Origin of the sequence: Paenibacillus sp. ISL-20, assembly GCF_018613005.1 — a bacterium.
GTDB lineage: Bacteria > Bacillota > Bacilli > Paenibacillales > Paenibacillaceae > Paenibacillus_AQ.
This window is the reverse complement of sequence record NZ_JAGGRD010000010.1, coordinates 1-20,987: the sequence shown is the minus strand read 5'-3', so window position 1 is coordinate 20,987 and position 20,987 is coordinate 1. Positions and strand designations below refer to the sequence as shown.

Genomic DNA, 20,987 nt, shown 5'->3' with positions numbered 1-20,987 from the left:
TAGCCATGTTTACGCTGAAAGGAGATTCCTTATGAATAAAGACAACGCCGTCAAGTCATCAAACGGGCTGTGGAACACCATCCTGCTGGGTGCTGCCGCTTTCCTGCTTGTACTGGCTGTCGTCAGCGCGCCCGAACCTGCCTTCCAAGCCACCCTGCAAGCACTTAAGCTATGGTGGAATATCGTATTTCCCGCTTTGCTACCGTTTCTCGTTCTGGTGGAAATACTCATCGCCTATGGCTGGGCCCATGGAGTTGGCGTACTGCTGGACCCTTTGATGAAAAAAACATTCAAACTTCCCGGTGCTGGCGGCTGGGTTCTTATAGCAGGAATGACAGCCGGTTTCCCGGCAGGAGCGCAGGCCGCATCCGGAATGTATAGACAAGGCGAGCTTCGTGCCGATGAGGCCGGAAGGCTCGCCGCTTTATCCCACTTCTGCAATCCAATGACCATTCTCGTTGTCATCGGAACTGGTCTGCTTCATCAACCGGAAGCTGGTTATCTGCTGCTGATCGTTCATTGGATTTCCGGACTGCTGGCCGCTTGGATATTCGGGCTTTTCCATAAACCGGCTTCTTCAGAAGGAACACGGCAGTTTACAGCATCATTAAATAAAGTCCGAGCAAGCAAATTTACCCAACGTCCCCTTTTAAAAAGGGCAGTGTCTGCTGCTCTGGATGCCCATCAGCGGGATGGACGGAGCTTTGGCAAGTTACTGGGCGATTCCGTTACCCGTTCGGTTCAAACTTTAATGATGACAGGCGGCTTTATCTTGTTCTTCGCCGTCCTGACCAGAGTATTGACCGGTCACTTGCTGCCGCAGCTTCCGCCCTATCTTGTATCTGGACTATTGGAGGCCCATCTGGCAGCCCAATCCATCAGCTCATCGGCATTCCAAGCCGGCATTTTGCAGCTGGCTGTACTGTCCGCCGCACTGGCATGGAGTGGAATCAGCGCTCAGCTGCAAAGCCTGTCTCTGATGCAGGAGACCGGTCTCTCTTGGCGTTACTTTATGGTGAAGCGAGCCTTGCATTCGGTGCTCGCCTTTGCAATTACACTGGCCATGTGGAAACCGGTTAGCGCCCTTTCAGCAGGCATCGTACCAGCCTTCCGAACGGAACCGCTGGATCACGCCAACGCGGATCAGCACTTCAACTTTTGGAGCGGATTGCCTTACTTCTTGCAGGTTCAAGGCGTAATCTGCTTATTATTGATAACGGCGTTCTGGCTGTGTTCCCGTTTTATTGACCGTTATCGCCACTAAATTTACGGCGCATCGCGGCATGGACCTCGGGGCTGACCAGATCCGTTGTATCTCCATTAAAATGCGCGATTTCCTTAACAAGACTTGAGCTCAGGAACGAATATTTCGGGTGTGTCATCATAAAGATGGTCTCCGCATCCGGATTCAACTTATGATTGGTGGATGCTAGTTGAAGTTCATATTCAAAGTCGGTCACCGTGCGGATTCCCCGTACAATGACCTGGGCATTCTTCTGGCGGATATAATTCGCCAGAAGGTCACGGAAGCTGTCGATTTCCACATTCGGAAGATGTGCTGTTTCCTGTCTCAAGAGGTCCTTGCGCTCTTCAATCGTGAACAGCGGGTTCTTGCTTAGATTATTCAACACGGCCACAATCAGCAGATCAAACTGCTTGGAAGCGCGTGTGATAATATCCATATGTCCCATGGTGACCGGATCAAAACTTCCCGGGTATACGGCAACACGGTATGTACTAGTATTCTCATTTGTCATCATGTAATTCCTCCTCATCAAGCTCTGACGCTTGATCTTGCGCTGTGTCGTAACGGTATATCGATATGGCGGCTTCTCCGTACTTCGCAGTCCGGAAACAACAAAAGTCACCAAATTTCTCAGGATAATTGTAGCTTGATTCGTATTCCAATACCACCACAGCTGAATTTTGCAGCAAACCTCGCTCTGCCATGTCCAACATCAGCTCATCACCATTCTTAAACCTGTATGGCGGGTCCAAAAAGACCAGATCGAAGCTGTAGCCGCGCTTTTCTAGCGCTTTAAGCGCTCGTGCCGCATCATTGCGGTACACCTCGGCGCCTTCTTCAAGCCTGGTTGCCTTCAAATTATCCTTGATCGTACTGATGCTCTTCGGCTCCACATCAATAAAAACAGCACGTTCCATCCCCCGGCTTAATGCCTCAATGCCAAGGCCTCCCGTGCCTGCGAACAGGTCAAGCAGGACGCCCCCCTCAAAGTAAGGACCGATCATACTGAATATGGATTCTTTCACTTTATCCGTCGTCGGACGGGTGCTTGTACCAGGCACACTTTTGAGCGGCCGGCCCTTTGCACTTCCGGATACTACTCTCACTGCTTCATTCACCCGTTTCATTATCTATAAATTCATTGCCAAGACAACGCCATTGACAGTAATTATCGTAACACAATCATCCCATATATGAAAAACGAAACATAACGTCTCTCCATTTTTTTTCAAAGTCAGGTATATTTCTACCGCAGCCGGGCATCCTTGAAATATCGACATCAATGAATGTCGTAGACAACCGCGGAGAAGACTTACGTTTCCCCATAAGCTCTTCGTCCGGTTTCTCCTCTCCCATGAGGGAATCTCTTCGGAGGTTCCCGAACTAAATCCCTGTAACGGCAATGTCTATTACAGGGATTTAGTTCTTTTTTTATGTTGAGCCGCTCACCTCGTTGAGCGGCTTTTTTCCATATCAATCCTCACCTTCTAGTCAGACGATTCACCTAACCTTATATGAAAAGCATAACCAATCCCTCTCAGCCAACGTTCTAACGATAAAGGGCATGATGGGAGGAACACGTGATGAACCTGTTTTTATATGCAGGATTGGGTTGCCTGTTGGTTGCAGGGCTTCTATCCGGAGCGTTTACTAAGGGATACCAACAAAGAGACAACTTCTATGCTGAATCCAAGGACGACCGCGCATCCAGAGAGAGAGTAGCCAACTGGTTCTTATTAGCCGGTTTCGTATTTCTTGCGGTCGCCGGTATTGTGTATTTGTTCCGCTAAGTTGACAAATGTAAACATTTGCTCGCACCACGCAGCGCACGAATAAAGGCACAGAGGCACCCGTTTCAAGGGGAGGAATTGATTCATGAATCGTTTTATTAGCAATGAAGATACAGAAATAGAACGAACGAGAATGAAATATGCCTTGATCGCTTTAATCTCTATTCTTACATTCAGGAAATTCTCCAAAATCGAAATAGTGAAGAATGATTTATACGCGGCTTTATTGCTGTTGAGAGGAACTGATATTACTTAACCGACAAGACGTCCCCCGGATATCGGAGGGCGTTTTTTTGTTCCTCTTTTTGGCCATAACCCCACGCGACCTTTGCAGGAATAACACCCATTTTGTCGAATCAATATAGCTGTTTGAAAAATATTCCTAATTGTACAGTGAAGAGAGGTCATGTAAGTGAGAAGAACGTTGTATGTTCTCGTATTGTTTAGCATGCTGGTGGGACTTGGCTTTACGGGCACGACGCACGGGATCGCTGCTGCAGAAGAGTCCAGGCTCCAGATCAGCGACATTGCGGGAAGGAACACCTACCTGATGAGCGATGGCTCGATGTGGTCCCTAATTGACGGGCGACATGCCATTCGCACGCCGGGTAAAGTTACAGCCATCAGCGGTTATGAATACGAAGGCATCGGTATGACGCAGGATGGGCGATTAGTGGAATGGGATATCGGCAAGGGACCCGAGGTCGTTCCGGGAACAAGCGGCGTGAAGCAGATAGCGGGTTACTACTGGCTGAAGTCAGACGGGACTGTATGGGGCGGCTCGGAAAAAGCAAAAAGCCTCAGCGGCATTTTGCTGATCGCCAATGCCGATCAAGAATTTGCCGCCTTGTCCTCCAACGGGGAGCTGCTATTAGAGGATAACTACAAAAAGGGACAATTCAAGAAGCTCGGCATCGTGGAGAACCCGGCAGGGGTCAAATCCATGACGGTTCACAGCGGGCGTGTAGCCCTATTGCGTGACAACGGTGACGTGGTTGTATACGAAACGTCCAACTTTGACGATAACGGGCGCATCATACCGGTTACCGTCGCTCAGAATGCAGCTCATATCGTTTATGCTTCCAATGAGCCGACGGATCTTCTGATTGTCACGCTCCAAGACGGAACCGTATGGACAACCGGAGTGTATAAAGACCGCTGGAAGCTCAAGGAGCAGGTCTCCGGACTGAGCGGGATCATAAAAACCTCCATTTACGGAGATGCAAAGGATCTATCGGAGGGATTCTATGCGCAGCGCTCTGACGGAAGCTGGATCCATCACAAGGATGGACAGAACAAATCGGTGGATGTGCCTGTCGTTAAGGCCGTATCGGTTTCGGTATCCGATGCCAAGCCTTATGTAGGGGGTACCCTGGAAGTCAGTATCCAGGAGACTTACACGAACGGGGCCAAGATCAAAGTACCGGTTAAAGATGCCCAGATCGATTTAGAGAAGCCTTATTTGATGAACATGCAGAAGAATGGGACACTGAAGTCTGCGGGCGTTGGCAAGACACAGATTACGGTAACCTCGGGTGGTCTGTCCAAATCGATAACGGTAGCGTCCAGCCTGCGCAACAATTTGAAATATGCAAAACAGATCAACGGGAATATCATGGTGCCGGCGAAATCCGTCATTCAGGCACTGGGCGGCACCTACTCGGCCAAGAACGGAGCCGTGGAGGCCAAGTTCGGAGAGACCGTGCTCTCGCTTACGGCAGGCAGCAACCAGGCCAAGCTGAATGATAGTCCGCTGCGCCTAAAAGCAGCACCTATCACCGACAAAGGCGAACTGCTGATTCCGGCCGCCGTGTTATCCGATGTTCTGGGTGCGAAAATTAGCTGGGATACCAAGTGGAAACAAACGAATATCTCCTTCGGAAGCGATGCAGAGATGACCATTGTCTCCAACGAAACGGCTGGCTTGATCAAAAAAGCGATGCAAGGCAGCTTGGTTAAATTCATCGGCCGAACGTATTGGGTGAATGATTTCGAAGACTTGGAACGCTTCTCGAAATTATCGGTAACCGACATTTTGCCGGACGACAAAGGCGAATTCAACGTGATCTTCAAAACGGCATCAGGAAAAACAGTGAAAAGCTATCCTATGCGGTCTTCGGAAGTGCTGCAGCTGTTTGCAGACCGTTCTTCTTTATTAAATTATGACCCTTATCAAAAATACAAATGGTCCGCATCGGTCTGGAAACAGATTAAAGCAGGCCAGGTTTCCCTCGGCATGACAAAAGAACAGGTGCAGCTTTCATGGGGGAACCCGGCAGCCAAGGACATTACCACTGGCGGCGGAAAAACCATTGAAACCTGGGGGTACTCGAATTTCGATATCGTATCTTTCGTAAACGGTAAGGTTATATTGATTATGAAGTAACATGAGTAACAGGCCGGGGCCAGACCTCTGACCGGATAATATTCGTTCTCCCAAGAACAGACCACTCTTCTCGAGCGGTCTGTTTTTATAAAGCCGATTCTCGCTTCAAAAAAACAGGACCGCCCTAAGAAGAGGCCATGCCTCTTTAGGACGGTCTGTCGTTGTGACTGCTCATGGTGCTCGGTATCACTTATTGATTCAATTGGTTTGTTCACTCAAAAGATGGATTAGATAAATGCGCGAGTAATGATCACCAACAAGATGAATAATACCAAAATAGCACCTACAGAAGAGCCATATCCATAGCCACCATAACCTTCTCCTACTCCGCTCACATGAATCCCTCCTTTTTTGAACATACCACATGTTATGTTGGTTCCGCTCAAATGAACTGGGCTGCCGCCTGTTCGGGTTAAGAATAATGAATCAGCCCATGCTTTGGAATCTGCCGGATTTGGATTGAACATTTCCTTTGATTCCGATATGAAAAAGGCGTGGTTTAACCGTCGTTCCACCACGCCTCATGCGATCACTAATTGTCTATACCTGCGAAAGTTGTTTTTTTTCATCCCGATCGGTCTCAGGATCTGAATATACAATTTTTCTGCGGCGATCGACCAAACCTTCCTCGCCCAACTCACGGTATTTGCGCATCCATACTTTCAGCCGTCCGATATCTGATATTTGTAAGGCGGATGCCACTTCTTTCTTAGTCATACCTTCCAGCCGCATGGCGACTGCCTTTTTCTTCGTTTCGAAACTGTAATGATGGAATGTCTGTCCCTTTTTCGCCATGATTATCACCTCTTTACTACCTTTATCGGCTATCATCGACCTTCTTTCAATACCTAGGGCCTATTCCGACATGCGCATGCCTTCAAGGTCTATAGAACCGATGGTATTCCCACCTAAATAAATCCATGTTATGGTATAATTTGTGTTACAACTTTACATAGAAATTGAGGGATCTCTTTTGTTTAAACTCATCATTTTTGGATTTCTGTTCTACATCTTCGGTAATCCGATTACGGCGATCCTGGTGCTGCTTCTCATCGTGTATGTGCTGGATCGCCGTTTTGTCGGGGTATTTCCCAGTTTGACAAAACCAATCAAGCGTGCACGGAATATTTCCAAGCTGCGCAGACAGATTGCAGTTAGCCCCAGCGACGTTTCATCAAGACACGAACTTGCCAGATTGCTTTTGGAGCGCCGTAAGTATGGGGAAGCCCTGAAGTTGCTGGAATCCATAGCATCCAGTCTAGAGGACTCGGCCGAATTCTGGGACGATATTGGAAACGCACGCCTGCATACCGGAAGCATCACGCAAGGGGAAGCGAATATTATCCGGGCCCTGGAGATCAACCCAAGGGTCAAATATGGCCGGCCTTTTCTTCGGCTTGCTGATGCATTTCGGGATTCGGATCGAGAGAAGGCGCTCCATTATTTGGAGCAGTTCCATTCCACTCACTCTTCCTCCAGCGAAGCCTTTTATTTGCTGGGTTATATGTATCAATCGCTTGGAAGGACTGAGGATGCCAAGAAGTCCTATCAGGAATCGCTGGAAGTGTATCGGTCACTGCCGAAATACAAAAAACGGCAAGAACGCAAATGGGCGGTGCGAAGTTTTTTCAGGAAATTAATATAAATCATAAGTGATCATATAAACCAAAGGGCGTCCACACGGTCAAGAGACCATGGGACACCCTTTTTTACTTGATCATTCGGTTTTCTATGCAAGTGGCTTGTACCCAAGCCGATTTAATTGTTCCGCGATCACCCGGTACCCTCGGCCATTCGGGTGTAAACCGTCCACCGACATCAGTTCTTTCTCTCGGCCTGAAAATGGTGTGTAAATATCAGCTACGCGAAAATAGCCATCGCTTAACCCCATCAAATGCCGATTGAACCGAATCACGTATTCCGTCGCCTCCGTCCAGGCCGGATATGGATTATACAGACCGATAGCGCGAATAAAATAAGGTTTGCTGACCGGTGACTTTATTTTTCGGATATGTTTGACGATATTAGCCACATGATTCTGACATCGATACAAGGCAGCGTCCAGCACCTCCCGATTCGGTCGACCTCCCGTGGACTTTACCACACGTATCAAGTCATTGCCTCCGATCGATATCGTGATGATCTGGGCCTGCTGCAGATGATAGCGAAACGTAGGAAGCTGAACTACCCGATCGTATAACTCATCCGAGGTTAATCCATTGACCCCGAGATTCTCATGGGCCACGAACTGGCGAAGCTTCTCCTCCGCCATCCGACGGTATAACGGAACAAAACCGCTGCCAGGCATCGCCCCAAACCCAAAGGTCAAGGAATCGCCGACAGCGGTATAATGGTACACCAACATGTTCACCCCCTGCCCCGCTCGTTACGACATTATATGAGGGATGCCCCCATTGCGAAACGGGTTTATTGTCTTGAATGGCAATTTAATTCCACTCCAAGACGGCAAAACATGCTTTTAATAGCGAATAGCTTATTCTTCGGACTCCTCCACCTCGTAAATACAGCGGAATCTTTCAACGCCCGGATACTTCTCTCCCAGGCTGTATACCTCAAAGCCGATACTGCGATAGAAGTTTACGGCTTCTTCGTCCGTTTCCTCAATCACTCGGGCCGGTTTAGGCTGAACCTCAAGGAGCAGCTCCAAAATCAATCCGCGACCATATCCCTTTCCCCGATTCTCCGGAAGAACGGCAAGATGCCGAATGGTAAGCTCGTCCTGATCGATATCAAAACCGATGACTCCTAAGAGAAGCCCATCCTCTTCATATCCAAACAACCGGCTGCGGCCCGTCTGATAAGAAGCTGCCGCCTGATCCACCGCTTCCGGAGCCGGAAATACCGAGTAACTGAGCAGTTCCTTTACTTCGGGTTGTATCGCTTGCATCGTTATATCTTTAAGCATACGTATCTCCAATCTAAAACTTATATAGGTCTACAACATCTTCTCTGCACTGATTCCCAGCTTGCGCAGCAGCATCGCGGCCTGCGCTCTCTCGTCCTCCGACAAACCGCTAAGCACCTTAACCATTAATTCCTGATGCTGAGGAAAAATGGCTTCGAAGAATTCTTGTCCCTCTGCGGTAAGCTCAGCATAAATAACGCGGCGGTCCTCAGCGGAAGCCCGGCGAACCAGCAGGTTTTTCTTTTGAAGCTTATCCACCACATATGTAATGTTACCGCTGGAGATGAGCACCTTCTCCCCTATTTTCTGGAGCGGCTGCGGTCCTTTGTGATAGAGTACATCCAATACACCGAATTCGGTGGAGTTCAATCCGTGACTATTGATGCTGCGATTCGAATGTGTCATAACTGCGTTATAAGCTCTGGCAAGGACAACCAGCAAATGTAACGGGGTATCCTCGTGTTCTTGAATATCCGACATATTTCACCCTCCGAAAGATATCATGTTATTAAGGTTAATGAACGCCGGATCAACTGTCAAATGTATTCTTTGCTTCTATGCTCCCGGAATGCAGTATCCGTACCGTTCCATCCTGGCAGCCTATGATCGCTTGGTCGGCCATACCGATAAACAGCCCATGTTCAACCACGCCCGGAATGACGCCTAGCCGAGAGCTCAATTCCTCAGGATGGGCAATATGCTGAAACCGGCAATCAGCAATATAATTCCCGTTATCCGTAGCATAAAACCCTTCATCTTGTTTACGACGGATTTGCACCGAACAGCCAAGCTGGGCCAGTGACCGAACTGTCCACTCATAAGCAAAAGGGACAATCTCAACCGGCAGCGGAAAAGCGCCGAGTTGAGCTACGGCTTTCGCTTCATCTGCCACAATCACGAGCCGTTCGCTGTGAAAAGCAGTGATCTTCTCGCGGAGAAGCGCTCCGCCCCCTCCCTTGATTAACCGCAGCTGGTCGTCCAGCTCATCAGCCCCGTCAATCGTCAGATCCAAGCGATCGATCTGATGTATGGGCGTCAGGGATATTCCTTGTTCCATAGCCAGCTTCTCCGAAGCTTCAGAGGTAGCCACGGCCTGGATCGAGAGTCCGGATCGGACCATCTCGCCGATTTTGAGAATGGCGTAATAAGCGGTTGAGCCTGTGCCCAGCCCAATCTTCATTCCATCCTGCACATACTTGGCGGCATGCTCCGCCGCCATTTTCTTCATATTATATTCACTCGTCATGTGAACCCCTCTTTCGTCTTAAGCTGAATCAAATGCTATAATATGGAGTAAATTGATGGGTTTCATACCAAACGAAAGGATTATACCATGCGAACAGAGAACCAGATCAAATCCAAGATCAATGAACTTACGATGCAGAAGAAAAAGCTGCAAACCCGCCTGGCTGCTCTCGAAGAGAACAGTCCGGAGCGAGCCTCCCTTCTCAATCAGGAAGCCCGCCTCGACGATATGATCACGATGCTGGAATGGGTAGTGTTTGAGCCAAGCGGTTCCTATCATATGTAAAGCCGACTGACAAACAGCAGGGGCGCTAACTGCGCCCCTGACGTTTATTAAGATTATAGAATTTATAATTCTTCAGCGGAGCTGAACAATTCTATAATCGCAAGAAAACCTACCTTTGAATCGCGGTCGCTCATCCTTGAAAGGCCTCGATGGAGGTTTTCTTAAGATATCAGAAAGTATAACCTTCGAATTCTGAGAATGTACGTCGATAGAGGTTTTTCTTATACTTGCGCCTCCTTCTCCTGTGTGTACTGCTCAAGCCAATGGATATAAAGCTCTTCATTATCAGGAGAAAAACAAACCAAGTCAATCCGATCCAGGCGGTTATCCGGTAAATCTTCCTCAAGCAGCTTCGTAACCGCCTTTAACGCAACATCACATGCCGGAGCCTTAGGATACTCATAGATACCCGTGCTTATATTAGGAAAGGCGATGCTTCTGGCACCCACCTCGATTGCAAGCAGGAGACTGTTGCGATAGCATTCCGCCAGCGTATGCTCCTCACGCCGTCCACCGCCCTCCCATATCGGGCCGACCGTATGAATGATATGCTGGGCAGGCAGCCGGCCTGCACCGGTAATCACAGCATTGCCTGGCGGGCAGCCGCCTTGCTGCTTGCGAATTTCCATGCACTGCTCCATGATCTCCGGCCCGCCGGCGCTATGAATTGCGCCGTCCACGCCTTTTCCACCCAGCAGTCCCGAATTTGCAGCATTGACGATAATGTCGCCCGTCCATGTCGTAATATCGCCTATAAAGACGGAGACCGATGTCCTTCCGATTTTAAATGTTTTCATTTCGGAAAATCTCCTTTCGGTCTTTTATTTCTCTATTACCCCGCAAGTGGGTGGATTGACCCTGTTTGCCTATTCTGTTCTCGGCTTTTTTTTCGCAGCTGCAGACAGTCGATCGGTCAAGCTCTTCTCTTCCGCTCCTTGCAGCGCTTCCTCCACCGTACGGTAGAACATCAGCGTGCCGGTATCCCTGGCCTTCGTCAAATGATGAAGAAACACATTACCGGCTTGCTCCAGCTTCAAATCCTCGGATTCATTCTTGACCCGGCAAAGATATACCTTCATCATGCCTTGCGGATCACGAAATTCCATGACGCCGATGGGACTCATCGATCTTTTGTCCTCCTCCGTGAATTGAGGCGTCATATAAACGGTATATTCCGAAGCAGGCGGAGGAATGTATGCTTCCCGTTTTTTATCCGCAATTAATTTGGAATTCATGAATGCGATGTAACCCGCCGCCGCGAACAAAAGGATGCAGGCAGCAATTGCGATATTGAACATGTATGTCTCTCCTTGTTTATAATCATCCATCAGCCATTAAACTAAAGAGTTCTTCTCTATAAAAGCACCCGTAATAACGCAATAATCAGTAAATGCAGAGGATAAAATGAACGCCATACCCAGCGGCTCACCCGGATAGACTCCAGCTTCCTCCATACATGTGGGCCATAGGCTATCACAGCCGTCGGGATGACACTCCACATCTGAAGCTCCCAGTTATTAAGGAACCAGAACAACAGGTTCAACATAATATGAAGCGGAACAAGCCAGCTGGCCTTGGCATATCGGAAAATCAAAATCAACAGCAGGCCGTAAGCTCCATAATCAAACGGAAATTCACTCATTAACGCACAGGCGGCCACAACAACCATCCATGATAAGAGCTGGGAATCCGATCGTTCCAACACATACAGAATGATGGCTCCAGCTACCAGGGTAATGACCACGTTCAACCCTTCAGGAACCAGCGCAAGCTGATATGGAATTTGGGAGATCGCCGCAATAACGGCCAGCCGAATGATATACTTGGGTCTCGAAGAAGTGTAGCGGTGCCCCTGAACGAGAGCATAGACGTAGATTGGGAAAGCAATGCGGCCGATGATTCTCCAAATCTCCTGATACGGAAAAAACACAAGCCCTACATGATCAATCAGCATCGTCAGCATGGCGATCCACTGCATGATAACCCCCTCCTCGCACTCGAAGATGTTGAATCTATATGTACTTGAAATCGATATATCTATTATGGGTTGCAACACTGGGACTTGCAAGCCAAGAAAACATGAAGGAGCTCAGCCATGACAAGCGATAACAAAAAACCCCTTAATGAATAATCAAAACTTCAATTCAAATAACAATAAATAGACCACCCGATATTTCCCGGGTAGTCTATTTGGCAAGTGACATCTATTTCAATACAGCATGAATGGCCCGGATGCTCCCGTTACGGACTTCATGAGCCAACTCTCCTGTAATAAGAGGCCCATCCACCTCGATCGTATCCCCTCCCACCGTGATGAGAGTTAATCGCTGAATCGTAACGCCATCCTGCCCATACGTATTTGCTGCGCGCTCACTGCGATACGTCACCTTAACGGAACCAAGGAAGGTGAACGACACTTCTTGATTCTCGTCAAACAGCCAAGCCGGAAGCAGTGGGTTCAGATGCAGCAGAAGCTGGCTGCCTTCGTAACGGAATACCTTCTTCCCTGCCATCATCGTAATCCACATGCTTAGGAATTCGGCCGTCGATCCGCTAAGCCTTGCCACAAAACCTCGTCCATGCACGTGAAGATCCGGATTGACGCTGCTGGCAATGAACGAGGAATTCTCAAGCGTGCTGCGTCCATAAACCGCCGGGTCCAGAAAAGGTACAAGGGATGTTTTGATTTCCGAGAAAAACTCGTCATACAATCCGGCTTTTAATAATGAGAGCAAGTATTTATAGGTCATATGCAAAAATACGGATTCCCGCTCCAGCCACCCGGCTGTAAATGCACGGATGCGTCCGATTTCATCGGTTTCGCCTGCCAGGCTGACGGACGTTTTATACATCCCCAGCGCGGGATCATACAGATCGGAAGCCTTGATCCGATCATACATCGTTCTCGCCTGGCCTTCATCAGCGAGCTTCATTCCGCGGGCCGGTGCCTCCAGAAAATGCGGGAGCGCATAAGCCTTGAATTCAAGCACTTTTGCCGCGGGCAAACCATAGCGGGTGATCACCGGGTTCCCCGCTGCATCCCGAACCTCTTCAAAGCGCTCGGCTTCAAAGCGGAAATACGTTGGTACGATTCCGCCTCCCATCAGTTCGGCACGCTGAATCCCTTCTTCGATTTTGTCCAGGAATGCCGCGTACATTACCTTCACGTTCTTCACCGAAATTTCAACCTCCTGGCCGCTGATCCCGTACCGGACCGATGCACGATAGGATTCACGCTGCCCAGCTACCAAGTCCCAATAACCGAATGAGTCCAATAAGCCGGACTGATATTGCTGTACAGCTTCGTATACACTACCTAAGTAAGACGCGATCTCCTCAGGTACCTGAAGCACTTGATGGCCGAACCGCTCGGCCGCATCCACGATAAATGCGACCAAACGCTTCAATTCCATCGTTTCGCTCATACCCGACCCAAACAGGCCCGGCAAGCCATTCATTGCATCATTCCAGCCCGGCTTGTTCGCCTCCATCTCTACCCCCATCCCGTAAGGATCGAGTGTCGCCATTTTATTGAGGGACAATGAGATCATTTTGACAAACAGATTCGTACGGTACATGCCGCCTAGTCCACCATCTACCCGCAGCCATTCCGCGGCGTTCCGTTTTCTGCCGAGCTTATTCAGCTTCTCCTCGTCCTCCAGCAGCGCACCATATTGCCGAACCTTGCCTCCTCGACTGATCACTACCTTCTCACTCCGCGGAAGAACATACACCGGGCTGTCGAAGAACGTATACGTATTCTCGCCAAACAATAGTTCCTCATAACGGTCGGGATAAATATCCAAGTAGGTATCAACCAAATCCATATTATACGTCCAATGATCCGACCAGAACCCTTCCCCGAACGAAGCCGCAAAATGTTGATCGGATAACGTAAACAGCCCGGATAAGAACTGTTCCTCACTGTTCTCCAGCCTGATGCCTTGATCCGAAATCGCGTTGATGATTTTTCCTGGCGTAAAATCCCCGGCGCATGCCTTTGCCAGCTTCTCATAATCTTCCTGAGCCGTGGAGGCACGCAATAGCCTCTGCAGCTCCTCCTCCTTCCCTTCGCTCACGCGAAATTTCGTCCCTTCTACGCTAAGCGGGTTATAACCGTCGGCTTGAATGAGACTGAAAAACATCCGGATATTGAATGTGCCCACCTTCGGGTTAAAAAACACATCATTTCGTCGATTCTGATTCATATCCCGGAAATTGCCGTTCCCTTGTGAATAGTACTCCGGCGCAAGAGAGAAGAAGTTATAATCCCGTTCCAGATCCCCATGCTTGCGGGAGTATAGGTGAACAACGGCCCCGTCCTTCCCGTTATCAAAAAGGAATGGATATCCGCCCCGCAGAAAATTGTCCAGGTAGGACTGACGGCTATATTCGTCAAATAGGGGTAATCCCGTTTTGGTGGCCACATCCTCGGTTAATTTTCGGGTCAATGCCGAGGCCTCCTCGCGTTTATGGAGGATATAGGTAGAAGAACACAAATCTTTGGAACGTTTATTGATTTTACCGATATCGTTCACATGACCAACCAGTGTATAAACGGTCGCCGTCTCCCCAGGCTTAAGCTGAGTCGATAATCCGCTGAATCCGCATGGCACTTTGTTAACGGGATACGGAGTGGCTTTCATCAAAGCTTCCATCGAGCTCACAGCAAATCGATCAGGGTGGATTAATGAAGTGTTACCGCCAAAGATCAGCTCAAAGTCTACAAGAGGTTGGAGCTGCTTCCCGTGCTGATCAAACGACAGATAGAAGTGACCGCTCGTAACTTCGCTGACTTCCGCCTCGTCGTGCGTACTGGAGCGAACTTTATAGAACGGAATCCCCTGATCCAGGTTCTCCACTTCCATCCAGCTCCGCAGCAGATTGCCGACCTCCTTGTACCCGCTATTCTCGACACCGTATGGCAGAATCTCCGGCATGCCGTCCAGCAGTTCAAGCGATACAGTCTGGGTTCCGATATTCGTTACACTGACCTCGCGGACAAGCGCGGCAAAATCCTCACCAGGCAGCTGAAAGTATGACACCGAAGTGCGAAGTCCGTTACCGGCATGCTCTTCCTCGATGACCAGCTCATTCTGACGGATCAGCATCGTTCTCTTCGCTTTGGAATCCGGCTGAAAGGATTGGAACGGCTCATACACGGGCGCTGTCCCCGCCATCTTGATAAACGTGCGAAAGCCGGTAGTCGAGACGTTCTTATACGAGATATTCGCCGGGGAAAATTCCATGATCGGCGAGTTCTTATCGCGTATGCCAAAGCTGCAAATCCCCTGACCCCGATTCACATAAAAGGTCCACATCGGAATCCCTTTCAAGCCTGCGATTCCCGGCAGAAAGCTGGAAAATGGTTTGGCAAGATCATACTGCTCGATAACAAAGGTATCCTTCTCAAAACGATAATTTGACATGGTAGATCCTCCTTAAATGGGTTCATAATCGACTCAACTCTAGAGTTCGTCTTTTTCGAAACCGGTTTCGAAAAAGGGTAAAAATGAGTCCTGCCTTTATGTTTCACCTAGGTGACCGGGCGGCAGGATTCCCGGATAATCAATTGAACTGGCAGCATAACCGACTTTACTGTTGCGTCTTGCTCTTCGATGGAAGAAAGAAGGAGTTCCGCCGCAACGGTGCCCAGCTGCTCCGTATCCTGGCGTATGGTCGTTAACGCAGGGGTGATGTAACGGGACATTTCAATATCATCAAAACCGATGATGGACACATCTCCCGGTACATGCAGGCCATGTTCCTGAACGGCACGAATCGCTCCAAGCGCGAGCAGATCACCTGCCGCATAAACAGCAGTCGGTCGATCCTCAAGCCCCAGCAGCTTCTTCATGGCTTCGTATCCGCTCTCGGTGGAGAAAAAATCGCTGCCGGTTATGTACTCTTCCCTTAGATCCAGATCAAGCTCCCGAAGGGCTTGCTCATAGCCTTGTTGGCGCTGCTCGCCTGCAAACGTATTCAATCCGCCCGATATATGGGCAATGCTGCGATGTCCGAGCGAATGCAAATACCGAAGTGCCTGCATGCTCCCTCCGATATTGTCGGAGTAAACCGAATGCACATGCTCCGGTGACGAATCCAGAATGACGCACGGAATGCCGCTATCCAGCAGCTCCTGGAAATCGGGATCCTCGCTGCTCGACAGAATGACGACCACACCGTCGACGCCTCGGATTTTGCAATGCTCCACATAACTGCTTCTTCGGCCGCCGACATCCTTGGAGATGAACATCAGATCATACCCTTTGGATACGGCAATTTTCTTAAAGCTTTCGATAACAGCTCCAAAATAGGGGTGACGAATCCCTGCTCCAGTGGCTTCTACAAAAAGAATACCAATGGTCCAGGATCGCTTCGTTGTAAGCGATCTGGCGTTTGCGTTTGGAAGATAGCCCATTTCCTTCGCGGTTGCCAGGATCTTGGCTCTCGTCTTCTCCCGGACATCCGGATAGTTGTTGAAGACTTTGGACACCGTCGTAGGCGAATAACCTGTTTTCTTGGCAATATCATAAATCGTTGTCAACCTTGGAATCAGCTCCTGCACCTTCGCCGGCATATTCTAATTCAAATCTATCTGATATTAGATTCTACCTGTGCAGGCAGGCTCTCGTCAATGTTATTCCGCACGGACGGACTAGCAGGGAGCCGAACCTTCGGTTATCAAAATACAAATCGGCTAGGACAAGCTGGCGGAAGCGGTCTGCGATTTTGCAGGACTTTCCGTTTCCTGATGGCGAATCATCAGAACGCAGATCAGCGCGAGCAGCATGCTGCCTGCGGCACAATAAAACAGAATCGAATATCCCATGCCATCAATGAGCTTGCCCAGAAGAGGCGGTGACGAGATCGCCGCCAGCGAGGATACCAAATAGTACATTCCTGTCCGTGTCCCAATGCTGTCCTCCGATCCGGTAGATACGATAAACGGATAGGAGTTAATATTGATACAAGCCCAGAATAACCCGCCAACAGTCAGCAATACACGGAGCAACAGCATTGATTCAACCCATGGTACAAGCGTGAAGACAATCAACAGCCCGCTAACGCCGATCAGAATCATCCGTTTCTTGCCGAATTTACCCCCAAGCCATCCGCTTGGAATGGCGAACAGAACAAAGGCGAGTGAAAAAAACGTTAAGGAAAAGGACGCCTGCGATTCCGTTAGCCCCATCTCGTTCTTCCCGTACAACGTAAACAGCGTCTCAACTCCCTGATAAGCGACAAACCAGAAAAATATAGCCGCCAAGAGCAGCACCGTCGTCCGATTAAGCTGACTCTTAAAGGAAACTTTAGCTTTGGCAGCAGTCTGAGCCTGATAGCCTGGAGCATCGCGCTTCTCCTGAATAAACGTTCTCAAAATGAACAACGACACCAGCGTTATGCCGGCCGCAGCAATAAAAGGCAGGGAGCGATGAGCGCTATATAGTACCGAGCCTACGCCAAAAGCCAATATAGACCCTATGCCGCCCATAAAGTTAATGATGCCGTTGGCTCTCGTGCGTCGTTTCTCCTCCGTAATATCCGGCATTAGTGAAACGGTAGGTGAACGATACAGGCTCATGGCCAGGTTCATGAGAACCATGAACAGTATCAATGTTGCCATCCCGGTGTGAAACGGAATTATTGCGGTAAACAGAGCGCCAAGCGGCATTCCGATGAGCAGGTAAGGCATTCTTCTGCCATACCGGGTGTGAGTACGGTCGCTTCGACTTCCAATCCATGGCTGCAAGAACAAGGCAAAGTAATTGTCGATCGTCATAAAAAAACCGATCAGTGCGACACTGGATATGTAATCCTCCAGAAAATAGGGCACAAACGCATTGTAGAGCGCCCAGGTAATGCTAATGCTGAAAAAGCCAAAGCCCAGCAGCCATGTTTTTTTCACAAAGTCACACTCCCTTGGTTTATAGCAATCCCCCGAGTACATCCGGATAATCCGTAATAATGCCCGCTACGCCTGCATCGATCAAGGCTTTCATCTGTTCCTCGTCATTGACGGTCCACGGGTGATAGACAACACCATGCTGATTCGCTTCCGCTACCCATTCCGGCAGAACTGCGCGATGGTATGCATGAAGCGCATCCGCTTTAGCCAATTTGGCATACTCCCACGGTTTGTATAACCCTTCCCCATACAGCAGGCCAGTACGGATTTCAGGATCAATATGTTTGCACTCTACCAGGGAATAATGATTGAAACTTGAGATGACGATTTGCTCTGACATTTTGTAGTGTCTTACAGCGTCGATCACGCGCTTTTCCAGCTCAGGATATTGAATCGCCCCGTTCTTCAGCTCGATGTTCACGATCGTGCCACGGTTTTTCGTTAATTCCAGCAGTTCTTCCAGAAGCGGAATCCGTTCCCCTTGAAAAGCCGATCCAAACCATGAGCCTGCGTCCAACTTGGCCAGTTCGTCGTATGTATAATCTTTGACTAGCCCCTCAGCCCCCGTGGTACGGGCGACACTCTCATCATGGATCAGAACCAGCCTTCCATCCTTCGTCATCTGAACATCGGTTTCAATCCCGGTAGCTCCCTGCTCCAAGCCTTTGACAAAGGCAGCCATCGTATTCTCGGGGCATATAGCCGATGACCCGCGGTGTGCAAAATTAATCAATTGTGACATTTGTACTTCCTCCTGAGTGGTTAGAAATTGGTTTGTACTATAAATATAGCTCGCAATTGTTAGAGCTATGTTATCATTCCATTTTTCATATTCCACATCGTTTTACGAAACCCTGTCATGCATACAATTAATTTTTTGAATGGTTTGACTGATTTGCATGTCAGGCATATAATTGTTTAGACAACTATTTTTGAAAACTTGAAATGAAAGGTGTGACTTGTTTCTTGAAAGTACCTAAACGCAACCCCTCCATCGGTTTTCATCTGGGTTACACCTATCGCCGCGCATCCCATTTGTTTGCTAACGCCTTGAAGCCCTATGATATCACCCCTGAGCAATGGCTGGTGCTGTACCACATCGGAGAGCACGAAGGGTTAAATCAAAAGGAAATTGCCGCCAAAGCGGACAAGGACCAGCCGACCACTACCCGCATTTTGGATCTGCTCGAGAAAAAAGGATACACCCGCAAGTCTGTATCGGTAAACGACCGAAGAGCTTTCCAGCTCTTTTTGACGGATACAGGCAAAGAATTGATCGAGACAACTACAACGATCGAAAGTCAATGCGGGAGCCAGTTAATCGAAGGCATTGACGATCATCAATTAGAGATGTTCTGGGACACACTCTCACGCATCAATACCAACATACACAACGTAGAGAATAACAGGAGTGATGTTTCACATGAATGAAGTAAATTCGAAACAACGATTATGGACCAAAGAATTCATCACCTTGATGGTCAGCAACCTGTTTCTGTTTCTGACCCTGCAGATGATGCTAACCACGCTGCCCGCATACGCCAAGGAGGCGTTTATGGCAAGCCCACTTCAGGTCAGCCTGATAACCAGCCTGTTCGCCTTCAGTGCGATCGCGTCCCGCTTCGTGTCAAGCAAAGCGCTGGAAAAGGGAAAACTGCGCCTGCTTCTGTACGTCGGGCTGTTGATATCGCTGGCAGCCACGCTCGGCTATTACTGGGCATCCGGCATCGCCTTTCTGCTGCTGATGCGCATTTTGTTTGGCATCGGCTTTGGCATGACCAGCACCTCGTTTCCTACGATGGCTTCAGACGTCATTCCTATCAAACGACTGGGCGAGGGCATGGGGTATTTCGGATTATCCACCACACTCGCCATGTCGATCGGCCCGATGATCGGCTTGACGCTCCTGCAAGACGGGGGTTTCACACCGCTTGTGGTCATCACCGTCATCATCAATGTACTTATCTTCCCACTCGCCTACGTTCTGACGTTAAAATCGGCAAAACGGAATACGGAGCGCCCCGCAGCCGTTCAACCTCGAGTTGAGGAACAACCGAAGGGCTCATTCAATAAAAGGCTGATTCTACCCAGCGTCCTTAACTTTTTGATGTCCATTACGTACGGCGGGCTGCTGAGCTTCATGGCGTTGTTCGGTGCCGAGGCTCATCTCCGGAATCCCCAGTATTTCTTCTTGTTCAATGCCATTGCCATTATACTGGTACGGCCGTTCTCTGGCAGAATCTATGACCGGTATGGACACAAGGCGATGGTTATACCCGCTGCAGTTCTGATGGTCACCGGTTTGCTATTGCTGACCTTTGCCTCATCGACGGGTATCATGCTGTTATCGGCATTATGTTATGGTCTTGGCTTCGGCGCGATGCAGCCATCCATCCAGACCTGGATGATCCAGGAGGTTCATCCGCTCCAGCGCGGCATGGCCAACGGCATGTTCTTCAACTCCCTGGATTTCGGTGTCGCTATTGGCTCTATCGCGCTCGGCTCCATCGCCAAATCCACTTCGTACGCTATCATGTACCGGTATTCAGCCATTGCGCTTGTGCTGTTGATCCTGATTTATATCATCATGCAGGCAACCGGCAAATCGCGCACTAAAGCAACGTCAAAGCTTGAGGATACCGAACCCACCGTTGCAGGATGACGGAGATTCGCAGCGAAGGACCGGACCGGATGGATCATGCGGAGCCCGTTTACTCGATTATACGAGTGGACCTTCGTTCCCTATGCTCCCGATCGGTACCCGAATATGAGAGAAGGGGGTGTCCCAAAAGATCTTAGATCTTGCGGGAGGCCCCCTTCTTGCTGTTAGAAGACGCTCCATGTACGAATCGTTCCTACCATCGCTGTTGCCCCCACATTTCTTGGAATGGTTCTGAGCAAGGACGAAATGTGGGGGCAAAGGCGAGCGCTGACGCTTGTCCGGAATCGATTCGTCCTCTCCGCTACGCCGTGCAGATTTCTTACTTTTTTAGACGCAAAGAAACCGTTCTTTGGTAAAATGGAAGTGCTACCCACCATTTACGAAAGGAACGGTTTCTTTGTACATTCAATATACCATGGACCAACTTCATCTGCCAATGGACTTGGAGAACGACATTCCTCCCCATCATCTTGTTCGCATCGTAAATGAAGCGGTCAACCGCTTGGATAAGCGCATCTTTTCGCAGCTTATCCCGGT

22 protein-coding genes are annotated in these 20,987 nt (G+C 49.2%); 7 read left to right on the top strand and 15 right to left on the bottom strand.

Going from position 1 to position 20,987, the window contains the following annotated elements; translation table 11 throughout:
- Positions 1 to 31 precede the first annotated feature (31 nt).
- A complete protein-coding gene (locus J7E85_RS06980; RefSeq protein WP_215156323.1) occupies positions 32 to 1,264 on the top strand; it encodes a nucleoside recognition domain-containing protein in 1,233 nt (410 codons plus the stop codon).
- Here J7E85_RS06980 and coaD read toward each other — a convergent pair.
- Together coaD and rsmD are read right to left on the bottom strand one after the other, a co-directional pair.
- Positions 1,242 to 1,757, bottom strand: coding sequence for a pantetheine-phosphate adenylyltransferase (coaD, locus tag J7E85_RS06975; protein WP_100538183.1), 516 nt, complete (start codon positions 1,755 to 1,757; stop codon positions 1,242 to 1,244). The genes J7E85_RS06980 and coaD overlap by 23 nt on opposite strands.
- Entirely contained in the window at positions 1,747 to 2,352 is a 606-nt protein-coding gene (gene rsmD, locus J7E85_RS06970; protein WP_215156317.1) for a 16S rRNA (guanine(966)-N(2))-methyltransferase RsmD, read from the bottom strand. The genes coaD and rsmD overlap by 11 nt, the downstream gene beginning before the upstream one ends.
- A 477-nt stretch (positions 2,353 to 2,829) precedes the next feature.
- Here rsmD and J7E85_RS06965 point away from each other — a divergent pair, with 477 nt between their 5' ends.
- Both J7E85_RS06965 and J7E85_RS06960 read left to right on the top strand, forming a co-directional pair.
- Positions 2,830 to 3,036, top strand: a complete 207-nt coding sequence (locus tag J7E85_RS06965; protein ID WP_215156302.1) for a DUF5316 family protein — start codon at positions 2,830 to 2,832, stop codon at positions 3,034 to 3,036.
- Positions 3,037 to 3,448: 412 nt separating this feature from the next.
- Positions 3,449 to 5,422, top strand: a complete 1,974-nt coding sequence (locus tag J7E85_RS06960) for a stalk domain-containing protein (protein WP_215156291.1) — start codon at positions 3,449 to 3,451, stop codon at positions 5,420 to 5,422.
- Between the two features lie 227 nt (positions 5,423 to 5,649).
- Here the strand turns inward: J7E85_RS06960 and J7E85_RS06955 are convergent, their stop codons facing one another.
- Both J7E85_RS06955 and J7E85_RS06950 read right to left on the bottom strand, forming a co-directional pair.
- Entirely contained in the window at positions 5,650 to 5,757 is a 108-nt protein-coding gene (locus tag J7E85_RS06955; RefSeq protein ID WP_233355008.1) for a YjcZ family sporulation protein, read from the bottom strand.
- A 205-nt stretch (positions 5,758 to 5,962) separates the two neighbouring features.
- The gene (locus tag J7E85_RS06950; RefSeq protein ID WP_251035527.1) at positions 5,963 to 6,253 is read right to left on the bottom strand and encodes a helix-turn-helix domain-containing protein; all 291 of its coding nucleotides are present in this window, start codon (positions 6,251 to 6,253) and stop codon (positions 5,963 to 5,965) included.
- Between the two features lie 142 nt (positions 6,254 to 6,395).
- Between J7E85_RS06950 and J7E85_RS06945 the strand changes: the two genes are divergently transcribed.
- Positions 6,396 to 7,067 carry a tetratricopeptide repeat protein gene (locus tag J7E85_RS06945; protein ID WP_215156288.1) on the top strand — a complete coding sequence of 224 codons (672 nt, stop codon included), beginning with the start codon at positions 6,396 to 6,398 and terminating at the stop codon, positions 7,065 to 7,067.
- 84 nt (positions 7,068 to 7,151) lie between these two features.
- Here the strand turns inward: J7E85_RS06945 and J7E85_RS06940 are convergent, their stop codons facing one another.
- The 4 genes from J7E85_RS06940 to rpiA all read right to left on the bottom strand — a co-directional run bounded on the left by J7E85_RS06940 (position 7,152) and on the right by rpiA (position 9,594).
- Positions 7,152 to 7,787: a GDSL-type esterase/lipase family protein gene (locus tag J7E85_RS06940; protein ID WP_215156286.1), complete on the bottom strand. Its 636-nt coding sequence runs from the start codon at positions 7,785 to 7,787 to the stop codon at positions 7,152 to 7,154.
- A gap of 129 nt (positions 7,788 to 7,916) precedes the next feature.
- Complete coding sequence (locus tag J7E85_RS06935) at positions 7,917 to 8,348, bottom strand: GNAT family N-acetyltransferase (RefSeq protein WP_215156283.1); 432 nt, start codon at positions 8,346 to 8,348, stop codon at positions 7,917 to 7,919.
- Positions 8,349 to 8,378: 30 nt separating this feature from the next.
- On the bottom strand, positions 8,379 to 8,828 hold the full coding sequence (locus tag J7E85_RS06930; RefSeq protein WP_076325043.1) for a MarR family winged helix-turn-helix transcriptional regulator: 450 nt from the start codon (positions 8,826 to 8,828) through the stop codon (positions 8,379 to 8,381).
- Positions 8,829 to 8,877: 49 nt separating this feature from the next.
- Positions 8,878 to 9,594, bottom strand: a complete 717-nt coding sequence (gene rpiA, locus J7E85_RS06925) for a ribose-5-phosphate isomerase RpiA (RefSeq protein ID WP_215156281.1) — start codon at positions 9,592 to 9,594, stop codon at positions 8,878 to 8,880.
- A gap of 87 nt (positions 9,595 to 9,681) precedes the next feature.
- Between rpiA and J7E85_RS06920 the strand changes: the two genes are divergently transcribed.
- A complete protein-coding gene (locus J7E85_RS06920; RefSeq protein WP_215156279.1) occupies positions 9,682 to 9,879 on the top strand; it encodes a hypothetical protein in 198 nt (65 codons plus the stop codon).
- 221 nt (positions 9,880 to 10,100) lie between these two features.
- Here J7E85_RS06920 and J7E85_RS06915 read toward each other — a convergent pair whose 3' ends face one another.
- The 7 genes from J7E85_RS06915 to J7E85_RS06885 all read right to left on the bottom strand — a co-directional run bounded on the left by J7E85_RS06915 (position 10,101) and on the right by J7E85_RS06885 (position 18,530).
- Positions 10,101 to 10,676 carry a macro domain-containing protein gene (locus tag J7E85_RS06915; RefSeq protein ID WP_215156277.1) on the bottom strand — a complete coding sequence of 192 codons (576 nt, stop codon included), beginning with the start codon at positions 10,674 to 10,676 and terminating at the stop codon, positions 10,101 to 10,103.
- A gap of 69 nt (positions 10,677 to 10,745) precedes the next feature.
- A complete protein-coding gene (locus J7E85_RS06910) occupies positions 10,746 to 11,177 on the bottom strand; it encodes a hypothetical protein (RefSeq protein ID WP_076325046.1) in 432 nt (143 codons plus the stop codon).
- Between the two features lie 56 nt (positions 11,178 to 11,233).
- Complete coding sequence (locus J7E85_RS06905; protein ID WP_215156275.1) at positions 11,234 to 11,857, bottom strand: TraX family protein; 624 nt, start codon at positions 11,855 to 11,857, stop codon at positions 11,234 to 11,236.
- Between the two features lie 226 nt (positions 11,858 to 12,083).
- The gene (locus J7E85_RS06900; RefSeq protein ID WP_215156273.1) at positions 12,084 to 15,308 is read right to left on the bottom strand and encodes a cellobiose phosphorylase; all 3,225 of its coding nucleotides are present in this window, start codon (positions 15,306 to 15,308) and stop codon (positions 12,084 to 12,086) included.
- A gap of 107 nt (positions 15,309 to 15,415) precedes the next feature.
- A complete protein-coding gene (locus tag J7E85_RS06895) occupies positions 15,416 to 16,426 on the bottom strand; it encodes a LacI family DNA-binding transcriptional regulator (protein WP_215156564.1) in 1,011 nt (336 codons plus the stop codon).
- 153 nt (positions 16,427 to 16,579) lie between these two features.
- A complete protein-coding gene (locus J7E85_RS06890; RefSeq protein WP_215156271.1) occupies positions 16,580 to 17,788 on the bottom strand; it encodes an SLC45 family MFS transporter in 1,209 nt (402 codons plus the stop codon).
- 19 nt (positions 17,789 to 17,807) lie between these two features.
- On the bottom strand, positions 17,808 to 18,530 hold the full coding sequence (locus J7E85_RS06885; RefSeq protein ID WP_215156269.1) for a glycerophosphodiester phosphodiesterase: 723 nt from the start codon (positions 18,528 to 18,530) through the stop codon (positions 17,808 to 17,810).
- Between the two features lie 224 nt (positions 18,531 to 18,754).
- Between J7E85_RS06885 and J7E85_RS06880 the strand changes: the two genes are divergently transcribed.
- Positions 18,755 to 19,219, top strand: a complete 465-nt coding sequence (locus J7E85_RS06880) for a MarR family winged helix-turn-helix transcriptional regulator (protein ID WP_215156267.1) — start codon at positions 18,755 to 18,757, stop codon at positions 19,217 to 19,219.
- A complete protein-coding gene (locus J7E85_RS06875) occupies positions 19,212 to 20,450 on the top strand; it encodes an MFS transporter (protein ID WP_215156265.1) in 1,239 nt (412 codons plus the stop codon). Before J7E85_RS06880 ends, J7E85_RS06875 begins: the two co-directional genes overlap by 8 nt.
- The last annotated feature ends 537 nt before the right edge of the window (positions 20,451 to 20,987 follow it).

Excerpts from the sequence above, each read along its gene's own strand:
- J7E85_RS06900 (WP_215156273.1), bottom strand. The coding sequence starts at position 15,308 with ATGTCAAATTATCGTTTTGAGAAGGATACCTTTGTTATCGAGCAGTAT.
- J7E85_RS06910 (WP_076325046.1), bottom strand. The coding sequence starts at position 11,177 with ATGTTCAATATCGCAATTGCTGCCTGCATCCTTTTGTTCGCGGCGGCG.
- coaD (WP_100538183.1), bottom strand. The coding sequence starts at position 1,757 with ATGACAAATGAGAATACTAGTACATACCGTGTTGCCGTATACCCGGGA.
- rpiA (WP_215156281.1), bottom strand. The coding sequence starts at position 9,594 with ATGACGAGTGAATATAATATGAAGAAAATGGCGGCGGAGCATGCCGCC.
- J7E85_RS06915 (WP_215156277.1), bottom strand. The coding sequence starts at position 10,676 with ATGAAAACATTTAAAATCGGAAGGACATCGGTCTCCGTCTTTATAGGC.
- J7E85_RS06940 (WP_215156286.1), bottom strand. The coding sequence starts at position 7,787 with ATGTTGGTGTACCATTATACCGCTGTCGGCGATTCCTTGACCTTTGGG.
- J7E85_RS06920 (WP_215156279.1), top strand. The coding sequence starts at position 9,682 with ATGCGAACAGAGAACCAGATCAAATCCAAGATCAATGAACTTACGATG.
- J7E85_RS06875 (WP_215156265.1), top strand. The coding sequence starts at position 19,212 with ATGAATGAAGTAAATTCGAAACAACGATTATGGACCAAAGAATTCATC.
- J7E85_RS06905 (WP_215156275.1), bottom strand. The coding sequence starts at position 11,857 with ATGCAGTGGATCGCCATGCTGACGATGCTGATTGATCATGTAGGGCTT.
- J7E85_RS06885 (WP_215156269.1), bottom strand. The coding sequence starts at position 18,530 with ATGTCACAATTGATTAATTTTGCACACCGCGGGTCATCGGCTATATGC.
- J7E85_RS06965 (WP_215156302.1), top strand. The coding sequence starts at position 2,830 with ATGAACCTGTTTTTATATGCAGGATTGGGTTGCCTGTTGGTTGCAGGG.
- J7E85_RS06930 (WP_076325043.1), bottom strand. The coding sequence starts at position 8,828 with ATGTCGGATATTCAAGAACACGAGGATACCCCGTTACATTTGCTGGTT.
- J7E85_RS06935 (WP_215156283.1), bottom strand. The coding sequence starts at position 8,348 with ATGCTTAAAGATATAACGATGCAAGCGATACAACCCGAAGTAAAGGAA.
- J7E85_RS06950 (WP_251035527.1), bottom strand. The coding sequence starts at position 6,253 with ATGATAGCCGATAAAGGTAGTAAAGAGGTGATAATCATGGCGAAAAAG.
- J7E85_RS06980 (WP_215156323.1), top strand. The coding sequence starts at position 32 with ATGAATAAAGACAACGCCGTCAAGTCATCAAACGGGCTGTGGAACACC.